The organism is uncultured Propionibacterium sp., assembly GCF_963539965.1.
Lineage (GTDB): Bacteria > Actinomycetota > Actinomycetes > Propionibacteriales > Propionibacteriaceae > Propionibacterium.
The window spans coordinates 68,073-80,523 of sequence record NZ_CAUTOU010000002.1; the positions used below are offsets into that span (position 1 = coordinate 68,073).

General features: G+C 69.4%; 16 protein-coding genes. All 16 read left to right on the top strand.

Annotation, left to right across the window (positions count from 1 at the left end; all coding sequences use genetic code 11):
• Position 1: 1 nt before the first annotated feature.
• The 16 genes from rpmE (at position 2) to R2N01_RS01280 (ending at position 12,420) form a co-directional block, all read left to right on the top strand.
• A complete protein-coding gene (gene rpmE / locus R2N01_RS01205) occupies positions 2-220 on the top strand; it encodes a 50S ribosomal protein L31 (protein ID WP_316667625.1) in 219 nt (72 codons plus the stop codon).
• 159 nt (positions 221-379) lie between these two features.
• Positions 380-1,450 (top strand): peptide chain release factor 1, encoded by a 1,071-nt coding sequence (prfA, locus tag R2N01_RS01210; RefSeq protein ID WP_316667627.1) that lies wholly within the window; start codon positions 380-382, stop codon positions 1,448-1,450.
• Positions 1,450-2,337 carry a peptide chain release factor N(5)-glutamine methyltransferase gene (prmC, locus tag R2N01_RS01215; RefSeq protein ID WP_316667787.1) on the top strand — a complete coding sequence of 296 codons (888 nt, stop codon included), beginning with the start codon at positions 1,450-1,452 and terminating at the stop codon, positions 2,335-2,337. Before prfA ends, prmC begins: the two co-directional genes overlap by 1 nt.
• Positions 2,334-3,122, top strand: a complete 789-nt coding sequence (locus R2N01_RS01220; protein ID WP_316667629.1) for an L-threonylcarbamoyladenylate synthase — start codon at positions 2,334-2,336, stop codon at positions 3,120-3,122. Before prmC ends, R2N01_RS01220 begins: the two co-directional genes overlap by 4 nt.
• Positions 3,123-3,130: 8 nt before the next feature.
• Positions 3,131-4,249: an MraY family glycosyltransferase gene (locus R2N01_RS01225; protein ID WP_316667631.1), complete on the top strand. Its 1,119-nt coding sequence runs from the start codon at positions 3,131-3,133 to the stop codon at positions 4,247-4,249.
• Positions 4,246-4,695: a hypothetical protein gene (locus tag R2N01_RS01230; protein ID WP_316667633.1), complete on the top strand. Its 450-nt coding sequence runs from the start codon at positions 4,246-4,248 to the stop codon at positions 4,693-4,695. The genes R2N01_RS01225 and R2N01_RS01230 overlap by 4 nt, the downstream gene beginning before the upstream one ends.
• Positions 4,685-4,897: a hypothetical protein gene (locus R2N01_RS01235; protein WP_316667635.1), complete on the top strand. Its 213-nt coding sequence runs from the start codon at positions 4,685-4,687 to the stop codon at positions 4,895-4,897. The genes R2N01_RS01230 and R2N01_RS01235 overlap by 11 nt, the downstream gene beginning before the upstream one ends.
• Positions 4,894-5,781, top strand: coding sequence for a F0F1 ATP synthase subunit A (atpB, locus tag R2N01_RS01240; protein WP_316667637.1), 888 nt, complete (start codon positions 4,894-4,896; stop codon positions 5,779-5,781). Before R2N01_RS01235 ends, atpB begins: the two co-directional genes overlap by 4 nt.
• Positions 5,782-5,823: 42 nt before the next feature.
• Positions 5,824-6,045, top strand: coding sequence for an ATP synthase F0 subunit C (locus tag R2N01_RS01245; RefSeq protein ID WP_316667639.1), 222 nt, complete (start codon positions 5,824-5,826; stop codon positions 6,043-6,045).
• Positions 6,046-6,055: 10 nt separating this feature from the next.
• A complete protein-coding gene (locus tag R2N01_RS01250) occupies positions 6,056-6,607 on the top strand; it encodes a F0F1 ATP synthase subunit B (protein WP_316667641.1) in 552 nt (183 codons plus the stop codon).
• 5 nt (positions 6,608-6,612) lie between these two features.
• Complete coding sequence (locus tag R2N01_RS01255; RefSeq protein WP_316667644.1) at positions 6,613-7,383, top strand: F0F1 ATP synthase subunit delta; 771 nt, start codon at positions 6,613-6,615, stop codon at positions 7,381-7,383.
• A gap of 58 nt (positions 7,384-7,441) precedes the next feature.
• Positions 7,442-9,076, top strand: coding sequence for a F0F1 ATP synthase subunit alpha (gene atpA, locus R2N01_RS01260; RefSeq protein WP_316667646.1), 1,635 nt, complete (start codon positions 7,442-7,444; stop codon positions 9,074-9,076).
• Between the two features lies 1 nt (position 9,077).
• Positions 9,078-10,013, top strand: coding sequence for a F0F1 ATP synthase subunit gamma (locus tag R2N01_RS01265; RefSeq protein ID WP_316667648.1), 936 nt, complete (start codon positions 9,078-9,080; stop codon positions 10,011-10,013).
• Positions 10,014-11,462 (top strand): F0F1 ATP synthase subunit beta, encoded by a 1,449-nt coding sequence (gene atpD / locus R2N01_RS01270; RefSeq protein WP_316667650.1) that lies wholly within the window; start codon positions 10,014-10,016, stop codon positions 11,460-11,462. It begins immediately after the preceding gene.
• On the top strand, positions 11,462-11,929 hold the full coding sequence (locus tag R2N01_RS01275; protein ID WP_316667652.1) for a F0F1 ATP synthase subunit epsilon: 468 nt from the start codon (positions 11,462-11,464) through the stop codon (positions 11,927-11,929). Before atpD ends, R2N01_RS01275 begins: the two co-directional genes overlap by 1 nt.
• A 38-nt stretch (positions 11,930-11,967) precedes the next feature.
• Positions 11,968-12,420 carry a DUF2550 domain-containing protein gene (locus tag R2N01_RS01280; protein ID WP_316667654.1) on the top strand — a complete coding sequence of 151 codons (453 nt, stop codon included), beginning with the start codon at positions 11,968-11,970 and terminating at the stop codon, positions 12,418-12,420.
• Positions 12,421-12,451 lie beyond the last annotated feature (31 nt).

Consider the following 12,451-nt stretch of genomic DNA (forward strand, 5'->3'; position numbering starts at 1 on the left):
CATGAAGAGGGCCACCCATCCCGAGTACCACGATGTCAGGGTCGTGTGCACCTGCGGCAACGGGTTCACCACGCGCAGCACCTACCCCGGCGATGCCATGACCGTCGACGTGTGCAGCAACTGCCACCCGTTCTACACCGGCAAACAGAAGATCCTCGACACCGGCGGCCGCGTGGCCCGCTTCGAGCGCCGCTACGGCAAGCGCCGGGCCACCAGGTAGTCCTTGCCGTCGGGCGCCGGGTCGTCCCCGGCGCCCGACGGCGTCATGTCCGGGCGCCGCCGCGTCCGAGGGGCCGATCGGCGCCGGTCCGGATGGGTCATCGCAGATGGGTCGCGGTACGAGGGCGGTACGGACCGGCGGTCCGGAAGGAGAGCGCACGTGTTCGAGGCTGCGCGGTCTTTGCGCGACGAGTTCGCCGAGCTCGAGTCCCAGCTGGCCGACCCGGGAGTGATCGGCGACCCGCGGCGATCGCGCCGGGCCGGTCGGCGCTACTCGGAGCTGCTCGGCATCGTGAAGGCCCTCGACGAGTACGACCGGCTCACCGAGGACCTCGCGGCCGCCGAGGAACTGGCCGGCGATGATCCCGATTTCGCCGCCGAGGCCGCCTCACTCGGCGCCCGTCGCGCGACCGCCGGCGAGCGCCTCACCCGTCTGCTGGCCCCGCGCGACCCCAACGACTCCAACGACGCGATCGTCCAGATCAAGTCCGGCGAGGGCGGCGAGGAGTCCGCGCTGTTCGCCGGCGACCTGCTGACCATGTACACGCGCTACGCCGAGCACGTCGGCTGGGGCGTCGAGATCCTGGAGGCCGAGGGCACCGACCTGGGCGGCTACAAGTCGGTCACGGTCGTCTTCCGCGCCGGGCCCGCGGGCGCCGCCGAGGCGCCCTACGGCGTTCTCAAGTTCGAGGGCGGCGTGCACCGCGTTCAGCGCGTGCCGGTCACCGAGTCCGCCGGACGCATCCACACCTCGGCCGTCGGCGTGCTGGTCATGCCCGACGTCGAGGGCGACGAGGTCGAGATCGATCCCGACGACCTGCGCATCGACGTCTACCGCTCCACCGGCAAGGGCGGCCAGGGCGTCAACACCACCGATTCGGCGGTGCGCATCACGCACCTGCCCAGCGGCATCGTCGTCACCTGTCAGGACCAGCGCAGCCAGTTGCAGAACAGGGAGCAGGCCATGCGCATCCTGCGCGCGCGCCTCGTCGCGGCCGCCGAGCAGGAGGCGGCCGCCGCGACGGAGCAGGCCCGCCGCTCGCAGGTGCGCACGGTCGATCGCTCCGAACGCATCCGCACCTACAACTTCCCCGAGAACCGCGTCACCGACCACCGCATCGGTTTCAAGGCGCACAACCTGAACTCCGTCCTCGACGGGGGGCTCGGCCCGCTCCTCGAAGCGCTCCATGCGGCCGATCTGGCCGAACGTCTGGAGCAGGTGGGGCGGTGATGGTCCGCCGTCGCCCCGCGGCGATGATCAGGGAGGGCATCACGCAGCTCGCCCGGGCGGGCCTGCCGACGCCGCGCGCCGACGCCCGCCTGCTCCTGGCCCATGCCGCGCGCATGGAGCCGTCCGGTCTGGCCACGACGCGCGAGCTCGGCGAGGCCGTCGCCCGGCGCTACGAGGAGCTGCTCGACCGTCGCAGCGGCGGCGAACCCGTCCAGTACCTGACCGGCGTGGCCTGGTTCCGCAGGATCAAGGTGCTCGTCGGCCCCGGCGTGTTCATCCCGCGTCCCGAGACCGAGACCGTCGTCCAGTTCGCCCTGAGCAGGCTCATGGCCCTGCGTCGGGACACCGGCCCGGCCCCTGTCGTCGTCGACCTGTGCACGGGTTCGGGAGCCATCGCGGCGTCGATCGCCGACGAGTACCCCGGCGAGCCGCGCATCCATGCCGTCGAGAGGTCCGGCGCCGCCCTGGTCTGGGCCCGGCGGAACCTGGAGCCGCACGGGGTCGAAGTCGTTCACGGCGACATGGCCGATGCGCTGCACGAGCTCAACGGCGGGGCCGACCTGGTCGTCGCCAATCCGCCCTACGTCCCCACCGGCGCAGCCGGGCGGGTACCGGCCGATGTGCTCGCCCACGATCCGCGCGAGGCCCTCTTCTCGGGCGCTGACGGCCTGGACGCCCTGCGCGTGCTCGCCGGGACCGCAGCCAGACTCCTGCGCCCGGGCGGCTGGCTCGTGGTCGAGCACGATGAGACGCAGGGCGGCTCGGCGCCGCAACTGCTGGCCGCCACCGGTTCCTTCCGCATGATCGAGGACCATCCCGATCTGACCGGTCGGCCCCGTTTCGTCAGCGCGGTGCGCAGGGCCCAGGTGGAAGAATGGACGCCGTGAGCGAGTCCAGCGGGAACGAGGCGGCGGTGGGCGCCGAGGAGCGGGTCGTGCCCGCTCGATGCTTCGACCTGCGCGCCCAGCACGACGAGGCGATGACGGCGGCCCAGCGGGCCGTGAGGCAGGGGCGCCCGATCGTCCTGCCCACCGACACCGTCTACGGCGTCGGCGCCGATCCGTTCTCGCCCGGGGCCGTCCGCGGCCTCCTCGAGGCCAAGCACCGCGGGCGCGACATGCCGCCGCCGGTCCTCATCGCCGAGCCCGGCATGCTGCTCGCGCTGGCCGCAGCCGTTCCTCCCGGGGCCAAACGCATGGTCGCCAGGTTCTGGCCCGGCGCCCTGACGCTGATCCTGCGCGCCCCCACGAGCCTGCGGATGGACCTGGGGGAGACCGGGGGCACGATCGCCGTGCGCGTACCCGACAACGACGACGCCCGCGAGCTGTTGCGCCACACCGGCCCGCTCGCCGTCTCCAGCGCGAACATCTCCGGCCGGGAGGCCGCCACCGATGCGGACGGTGCCCGGTCCATGCTCGGCGACTCGGTCGCCGTCTACCTCGACGGCGGTCCGACGCCCGGTCCGACGGCCTCGACGATCGTGGACTTCACCAAACGATACGCCGGCCGCGTCCTGCGCGACGGCGTGATCGGCTATGACGAGCTGCTCGAGTGCAGTCCGGGCCTTGAGGCCTTCCGGGCTCCGGCAGCGGATCAGGCCCCCGCCGATGGACGACCGGCCCCGATCGTCGACGGGACCGGGGCCGGCGGGAACGACCCGGTCACGGTCTGAGGCGGCTCATGCGCGAGTACATCCTGGTCATGCTCATCGCGGCCCTTGGCACCTTCCTGTTCTGCGGACCGTGCCGGCGCGCCGCCGTGGCCACGGGAGCCCTTGCGGCGGTGCGCGAGCGCGACGTGCATTCGCGGCCCACGCCCTACCTGGGCGGTGCGGCCATGCTCGTCGGCGTGCTGGCGGCCTTTCTGCTGGCCATCCACCTGCCCTTCCTGGGACGGCATGCCACGCTGACGCACGATGCGCTGGGCATCTTCGCCGGTGCCGCCGTCATCTGCGTCATCGGCGCCATCGACGACGCGATAGACCTGCCGTGGATGGCCAAGGTCGCCGGCCAGGTGCTTGCCGCCGGGGTCGTCGTCCTCAACGGCGTGCGGATGTACTGGGTGAGCCTGCCGCACCAGATCATCGCCCTCGACACGCCGACATCGCTGCTCGTCACGGTGCTGTACATCTTCGTCTGCGTGAACGCCATCAACCTGATCGACGGCCTGGACGGCCTGGCCTCCGGTGTCGTGGGCATCGGGGCGCTCGCGCTGTTCGTCTACACCTATTTGCTGGCCTACCAGCAGCAGTTCGTCGTGGCCACGACGGCCTCGCTGGTCAGCGCGACGATCGCTGGTATCTGCGCCGGCTTCCTGCCGCACAACTTCCATCGGGCGCGCATGTTCATGGGCGATTCCGGTTCGATGCTGCTCGGCCTGCTGCTGGCCTGCAGCATGATCTCGCTGACCGGTCAGATAGATTCGTCCGCGCTCACGCCGACCAGCGGTGACATCCTGCCGGCGCTGCTGCCCATCCTGCTGCCGATCGCCGTCATGGCGATCCCCCTGGCCGATCTGCTGCTGGCCTACGTTCGCCGTACCTGGAATGGCAACTGGTGGTTCGTGGCCGACAAGAAGCATCTGCACCACCGCCTGCTCCAACGCGGCCACTCGCAGGTCAAGGCCGTCCTCATCATGTACATGTGGACGGCTCTGGTCGCCTTCGGCGTCATCGTCCTCGGCCTGGTCTGGAACGGCTGGCTCGCCGCCGGTCTCGTCGTGCTCGTGATCCTGGCCGTCCTGGTCACCGTCGGTCCGCTCAGCGGGCACCGGCGCACGGCGGGACGGAGCGCCTCGTGAGGCCCCCGTCGGGACGGCCCTGGCAGTGGACGATGCTGCTCGGGGGACTGGCCGGGGCGCTGCTGTGCAGCATCCCGGCCGCCGCGGGCGGCCTCATCGTCGCCGGTGCCGACGGTCTGCGGGGCTGGGCGATGGCGCTCGTGGTCGTCGGCGCCTACTTCGTGGCGGGTGTCGTCGGCGACTCGCGTGCGCTGCGCGTACCGGGCTTGAGGGCCCTCGGGCCGCTTCTCGCAGGGTTCGTCATCAGGGCGGCGCTGGCGGCTCTTGCCCTGTGGGGATTGGAATCGGCGGGCTGGCTCGGCGGCCCCGGTCGTGTGGACTGGTTCGCCTGGACGACGGTAACCTTGGTGTGCGGGTGGTCTGCGGGGATCATCCGGGCTCTGCGCCGGACGCGGAGCTACATATACGATGGTGGCAGCGCGGAGGGGGTCGTCGATGAGCACTGATCATCGGCTCGGCACTCCATCCGCGGGCGGCGACGGGGTGACGGCCGTGTCCTACCTGCTCGCCGGCGTCATCTTCTACGGCGCACTCGGCTGGCTCGCCGACCATCTCCTGCATACCGGCGCCTTCCTGCCCGTCGGGCTCGTACTGGGTGCGGCGGCAGCCGTCTACCTGATCATCAAGAGATTCGGAGACGATGAATGAGCAGCGCTCAGGCAACGGCTACCGAGAGGACCGCGGAGAGGAGGGGCATCAGCCCCGTCCTCGTCGCGGTGCTCGTCATCGTCGTGTGGATCGCGGCCACCAAGGCCTCGCAGCTTCTCGCCGGCGCGACCACCGGCTGGGAGTCGCCGGGCACCGGGGACTTCCAGTTCGAGGGCTGGTTCGGCACCACCTGGTTCACCAAACCGCTGCTGCTGGTGCTCATCGCCTTCGTCGGCGTCCTGGCGTTCTGGCTCATCGCCTCGCGCCACCTGAGAGTCGTGCCCACCAGGGCGCAGTTCTTCACCGAGTACGTCTACGACTTCGTGCGCAACATCGGCCGCGACATGATCGGCCCGGGCTACCGCGGATTCGTGCCCTATCTGCTCACGGTCTTCTGCTTCGTGCTGGTCAGCAACTGGTTCGGTGAGACCTTCCTGTTCATGTTCCCGACGTTCTCCCGCGTCGGCTACGCCTACGCGGCGGCGATCCTCACCTTCCTGGCTTATGTCGTGTCGGGTTTCAAGCAGCACGGCCTGGGTTATCTGAGGGTCGCCATGCTGCCGGCGGGCGTGCCGATCTGGCTCACGCCGGTCGTCATCCCGCTCGAGTTCATCTCGATCTTCCTCACCCGTCCGCTGACCCTGTCGGTCCGACTCTTCGCGAACATGTTCGCGGGCCACATGTCGGTCATGGTCTTCGTCGGGGGCGGGGCCGCCCTGCTCACATGGGCCCACAACGCCTTCTACAACGTCACCGGCGTGGTGGCGCTGCTCTTCGGCATGACCATGCTGTGCCTGGAGCTCTTCATCGGCTTCCTGCAGGCCTACATCTTCACGATGCTGACCGCGCAGTACATCGGTTCCTCGGTAGGGCAGGCCCACTGAGGAGCACCCGTCCGGGCTTCTACATCTGAGAAAGGAAATGCAATGACCCCGTTGGAGATTAGCGGCTCGCTGAACGTCCTCGGCTACGGCCTGGCGACGCTCGGTCCCGCCATCGGCGTGGCACTCATCTTCTACGCCGGCATCAACGGCATCGCCCGCCAGCCCGAGGCCAGGGGCTCCATCATGCAGCCGGTCTACGTCGGCTTCGCCATCGTCGAGGCGCTGGCCATTCTGGGCTTCGTCCTCGCCTTCGTCGTCAGATGAGTAGTCCGCGATGACACCGTTCGAACTGGTACCGCTGCTCGATCTCGGTCCGCTGCTGCCCGAGTTGTCCGAGTTCCTCGCCGGCCTGGCCCTGCTCGCCCTCATGTGGCTGATCGTGTCCAAGGCGGTGGCTCCCCGCTTCGAGGAGCTTTACGAGCGTCGGACCGATGAGATCGAGGGCGGCATCAGGCACGCCGAGCAGGTGCAGGCGGAGGCGAACGCCGCCAAGGCCGAGTACCAGGCCCAGCTGGACGCGGTGCGCGCGGATTCGGCGCGCAGCCGTGACGAGGCCGCCGAGCGCGGTGAGCAGATCGTCGCCGAGGCCAGGCAGAAGGCGGCCCAGGAGCAGGCCAGGATGATCGCCGAGGCCCGGGCCCAGATAGCCACCGAGCGCGAGGTCGCCATGAACGAGCTCAGACTCCAGCTGGGCGGCCTGGCCACGACACTCGCCGGCCGCATCGTGGGGGAGTCCCTCGACGACGAGCGCGCCCGTCGCACGGTTGACCGTTTCCTGACCGAACTGGAGACCCAACCCGTGCGGGTCCGGGGCGCGGGGGAGTGAGAACCGTGGCCGAGAACCGATCCGCGGCGCTCGACGCGGCTGCCGACGGACTCAGCCCGACCAGCGATCTGACCGATGAGATCTTCGGGATCGTCGACGCGCTGCGCGACAATCTCCCACTGCGCCGCGCCCTGACCGACACGAGCCTCGAACCGGACGCCCGTGGGCGGCTCGTCGAGCGCCTGTTCGGCCACCGGATCGGTTCGGCGGCGGCGAGCCTGCTGACGGCGGCCGTCGCCATGGACTGGCCCTCCGGGCTCGGCCTCGCCGATGCGCTCGAGGTGCAGGGCGTGCGCATCGGCGTCCGTTCGGGCAGCCCCGAGACGGTTCGCGCCGAGCTCGGCGCCTGCGCGCGCCTCATCGGCGGCAACGCCGAGCTCGAGCAGTCCCTGTCGGCGCACGGCTCGGCGGCCGAGGACCGCTCCGCGCTCGTCACGGGGCTGCTCGGCCCCAGGGTGGGTGCCGCTACGCTCGTCCTGGTCCAGCACGCCGCCCGCCGTGGTGGGCGGGTCGACAGGACGATCGCCGGCTACGAGGAGATCGCCTCCAGCGTCCTCGGACGACGGCTGGCGCGGGTCACCGTCGCCAGGGCGCTGCCCGAGGACCAGGCCGAACGGCTGAGGACCCAGCTGACGCGCATCTACGCTGCGCCGATCGACCTGAGCATCGGCATCGACCCCGGCGTGGTCGGCGGCGTGCGCGTGCTCATCGGCGACGAAGTGATCGACGGGACGATCGCGGCCGCGCTGGACCAGGCCCGCAGAGAGTTCGTCTGACCCACACCGACCAGGCCCCGGCCGGGGCACATGCAGAAATCGAGGAAGACAGGACGCCATGGCTGAACTGAGCATCAGTTCGGACGAGATCCGCAACGCACTGGACAGCTTCGTGCAGAGTTTCGCGCCCGATCGGGCGGCACCCGAGGAAGTGGGCCTCGTGACGAGTTCGGGCGATGGCATCGCGCACGTCGAGGGCCTGGCGCACGCGATGGCCAATGAGCTGCTGCGATTCGAGAACGGCACGATGGGCATCGCCCTCAACCTGGAGGCCCGGGAGATCGGCGCCGTCATCCTGGGCGACTCCGAGGGCGTCGACGAGGGTTCGGCCGTGCACGGCACCGGCGAGATCCTCTCGGTGCCCGTCGGCGACGGCTACCTGGGCCGCGTCGTGGACGCCATGGGCAGCCCCATCGACGGCAGGGGGCCGCTGACCGGCGTCGAGGGACGTCGCGCCCTCGAGCTGCAGGCGGCCGACGTCATGCACCGCCAAGAGGTCCGCGAACCGCTGATGACCGGCCTGAAGGCCATCGACTCGATGGTCCCGATCGGGCGCGGCCAGCGCGAACTCATCATCGGCGACCGCAAGACCGGCAAGACGACCGTCGCCACCGACACGATCATCAACCAGCGCGAGAACTGGCTGACCGGCGATCCGGCTCAGCAGGTGCGCTGCATCTACGTCGCCGTCGGGCAGAAGAACTCGACCGTCACCGAGGTCCGCGAGAACCTCGAGAAGGCCGGCGCGATGGAGTACACCACCATCGTCAACGCCCCCGCCTCCGATCCCGCGGGCTTCAAGTACATCGCCCCCTACGCGGGCTCGGCCATCGGCCAACACTGGATGTACGCCGGCAGGCACGTGCTCATCGTCTTCGACGATCTGACCAAGCAGGCCGAGGCCTACCGCGCCATGTCGCTGCTGCTGCGCCGGCCGCCCGGCCGCGAGGCCTACCCCGGCGACGTCTTCTACCTGCACAGCCGTCTGCTGGAGCGCTGCGCCAAGCTGTCCGACGATCTGGGCGGCGGCTCGATGACCGGCCTGCCGATCGTCGAGACCAAGGCCAATGACATCTCGGCCTACATCCCGACCAACGTCATCTCGATCACCGACGGCCAGATCTTCCTGCAGTCCGACCTGTTCAACGCCAACCAGCGTCCGGCGGTCGACGTCGGCTTGTCCGTCAGCCGTGTCGGCGGCGCCGCCCAGACCAGGGCCATGAAGAAGGTCTCCGGCACGCTGAAGATCGACCTGGCCCAGTACCGCGACATGCAGGCCTTCGCCATGTTCGCCTCCGACCTGGACGCGACCAGCCGCCGCCAGCTCGACCGCGGCGCCCGCCTCACCGAGCTGCTGCGTCAGCGCCAGGCCAGTCCCGTTCCGATGGCCGAGCAGGTCATAGCCCTGTGGTCCGGCATCAACGGCCATCTCGACCCCGTCCCGGTCGAGGACGTGCTGCGCTTCGTCGACGAGTTCGTCGAGCACCTGCGCGAGCAGACCGACGTCCTGGCCACGATCACGGGCTCCGGTGAGCTCTCGGACGAGTCCGCCGCCGAGCTCACCCGCCAGGTCGAGGCCTTCTCGGGCGTCTTCCGCACCGGCGACGGCCAGCCCCTGAGCACCGGCGAAGCCGATGAGATCGGCGAGGAGAACATCAACCAGGCCAGGATCGTCGCCACGAAGAGGTCCTGACATGCCTGCCTCCCTGCGCGAGCTGAGACAGCGCAAGAACTCCGTGGCCACGACGATGAAGATCACGAAGGCCATGGAGCTCATCGCGGCCTCGCGCGTCACGAGGGCCCAGCAGAAGGCCCGCAACTCGGACGACTACACGCGCGAGCTGGTCAGGGCCGTATCCTCCGCTGCGGCCTACTCCCGCGTGAGTCACCCGCTGACGAGCGATGTCGAGAACGCCAGGCGCGTCGCCGTGCTCGTGGTGAACTCCGACCGCGGCCTGGCAGGCGGCTATCCGTCCAATGTGATGAGGGCCGCCGAGGGCCTCATCGCCCGGCTGCACGGATCCGGCAGCGAGGTCGACATCTACACGGTCGGGCGCAAGGCGCACGACTACTTCGCCTTCCGCGGCGTCGAACTGTCCGACTCCTGGACGGGCTTCAGCGACGAACCGCATTACAGGCACGCCTACCGGATCGGTAACAGGCTCATCGACGCGTTCATGACACCTGTCGAGAAGGGCGGTGTCGACTCGATCCACGTGGTGTTCACCCGCTTCCGATCGCTCGTCACGCAGGAGACCGAGATCGTCAGGCTGCTCCCGCTGAAGATCGTCGCGGACAGCGGCGATGTCGCCGAGAGCCCCGACCAGGCGCTGGAGCGCCCCGGAGACTTCGTCCCGCCGTACATGTTCGAGCCCGATCCCGAGACGGTGCTCGGCGCCCTGCTGCCGCTGTACGTGATCGACCGCATCAAGTACATGCTGCGCGAGTCCGCGGCCTCCGAGCTGGCGGCCCGGCAGCAGGCCATGCACTCGGCCACCGACAATGCCAGCACCCTGATCGACACTCTCACGCGGCAGGCCAACCAGGCCCGCCAAGGCGAGATCACGCAGGAGATCAACGAAATCGTGGGCGGCGCAGGCGCGTTGTCCGAATCCAGGCAGGAGACCTGAATGACTGTCACATCCACAGCTCCCGGTTCCGCCACGACGGTCAACGGCCATGTCGTCCGCGTCATCGGCGCGGTTGTCGACGTCGAGTTCCCGGACGGCCGCATCCCCGAGATCGACAACGCCCTGCACGTGAGCCTGGACTCCGGCGAGGGCGAGCGCACGATCACCCTCGAGGTGGCCCTGCAGATCGGCGACAACACGGTGCGCTGCACCTCGTTGAAGCCCACCGACGGCCTGCGCCGGGGCACCGAGGTCATCGACACCGGCGCCCCGATCAGCGTGCCCGTCGGCGACGTCACGAAGGGACATGTGTGGAACGTCACCGGCGACGTCCTCAACGCCGATCCGTCGAGCATCGCCGTCACCGAACGCTGGCCGATCCACCGCGATCCGCCGTCGTTCGACGTGCTCGAACCCAGTACCCGGATGCTCGAGACCGGACTGAAGGTCCTCGACCTGCTGACCCCGTACGTCCAGGGGGGCAAGATCGGTCTGTTCGGCGGTGCCGGCGTGGGCAAGACGGTGCTCATCCAGGAGATGATCTACCGCATCGCCCACAACTTCGGCGGCACCTCGGTGTTCGCCGGTGTCGGCGAGCGCACCCGTGAGGGCAACGACCTCATCCACGAGATGGACGAGGCCGGCGTGCTCAAGGACACCGCCCTGGTCTTCGGCCAGATGGACGAGCCCCCGGGCACTCGTCTTCGCGTCGCCCTGAGTGCGCTGACGATGTCCGAGTACTTCCGCGACGTGCAGAACCAGGACGTGCTGCTGTTCATCGACAACATCTTCCGTTTCACCCAGGCGGGCTCGGAGGTCTCCACGCTGCTCGGACGCATGCCCTCGGCAGTGGGCTACCAGCCCAACCTGGCCGACGAGATGGGGCAGCTCCAGGAGCGTATCACCTCGACGCGGGGCCACTCCATCACTTCGATGCAGGCCATCTACGTGCCCGCCGACGACTACACCGACCCGGCACCGGCGACGACCTTCGCCCACCTGGACGCCACGACCGAGCTCTCCCGTGAGATCGCCTCGCGCGGCCTGTACCCGGCCGTCGACCCGCTGACCAGTACCAGCCGCCTGCTCGCCCCCGAGTACGTCGGGCAGGAGCACTACGAGGTCGCCACGCAGGTCAAGCAGATTCTGCAGCGCAACAAGGAGCTCCAGGACATCATCGCCATCCTCGGCATCGACGAATTGAGCGAGGAGGACAAGATCGTCGTCTCCCGGGCCCGCCGGGTGCAGCAGTTCCTGTCCCAGAACATGTACACGGGCACCAAGTTCACCGGCGTCGAGGGCTCCACGGTCCCCGTGACGCAGACCGTCGAGAGCTTCAAGATGATCTGCGAGGGCAAGTGCGACGAGGTCCCGGAGCAGGCCTTCTTCAACGTCGGCGATCTCGATGACGTCTACAAGAAGTGGGACCAGCTCAAGAAGGAGTCCTGATGGCCGCACCCCTCGAGGTCGCGGTGGTCGCCGCCGACGGCAGGGTCTGGGAGGGCCAGGCCGTCAACGTGATCGCCAGGACCACTGAAGGCGACATCGGCATCCTCGCCAATCACACGCCGCTCATGGCCGCCCTGGTGCCGTGCGCCGTGCAGATCACGCGCGTCGACGGCGTCACCGAGGTCATCGCCGTTTCCGACGGCTTCATTTCGGTGTTCAACAACCATGTCTCGCTGCTGAGCGCCTTCGGCGAGATCTCCTCCGAGATCTCCGTCGACCAGGCGCGCAGCACGATCGCCCATCTGCACGAGGTCGTCGACTCCGGCGAGGCCGATCAGAGCCAGGCGCGCGAGTACAACCACGCCATAGCCCAGGTGCGCGCCGCCTCCAGGGCCGCCGCGCTGGCCGGCGGCGAGGCCGAGATCACGCCCGCCCCGGTCAGGGTCATCGGGGAGGACCGGCGATGACCTTGGTCCGCCCGGCGCGGGGCGGGTAGGTTTCTGGCATGGAAGCGGGAGACATCATCGCCGGGCTGGTGGCCCTTGCCGTCGTCGTCGTTCTCCTGCTCGGCGTGCTCGGCGTGCTCCGCATCCGGTGGATCTGGTCGCGCGGCGGCGTCTTCGAGTGCCAGCTGCGCCAGAAGCGCCCCGTCGTGCGCCCCTGGCACTCCGGCCTGGCCCGTTACGAGGGCAACCACTTGGGCTGGTACCGGGTGTTGTCCCTCGGACGCCGCCCCAATGTCGTCATCCATCGCCGTCGGGCCGAGCTGGTCGATCACCGACCGCCGGACGACGGCGATCTTCACAGGCTCGCTGCCGGTCAGCAGGTCGTCGCCGTCGCCCAGCGCTTCGGCGCGGCCGAACCGGCGTTGTGGCAGCTGGGCATGGACGCCGAGTGCCTCACCGGATTCATGAGCTGGCTCGAGGCCGGCCCGCCCGGCGAGGGCCGTTACCGCTAAGAACCGGTCGAGCAGGAAGTGAACAGGAGAC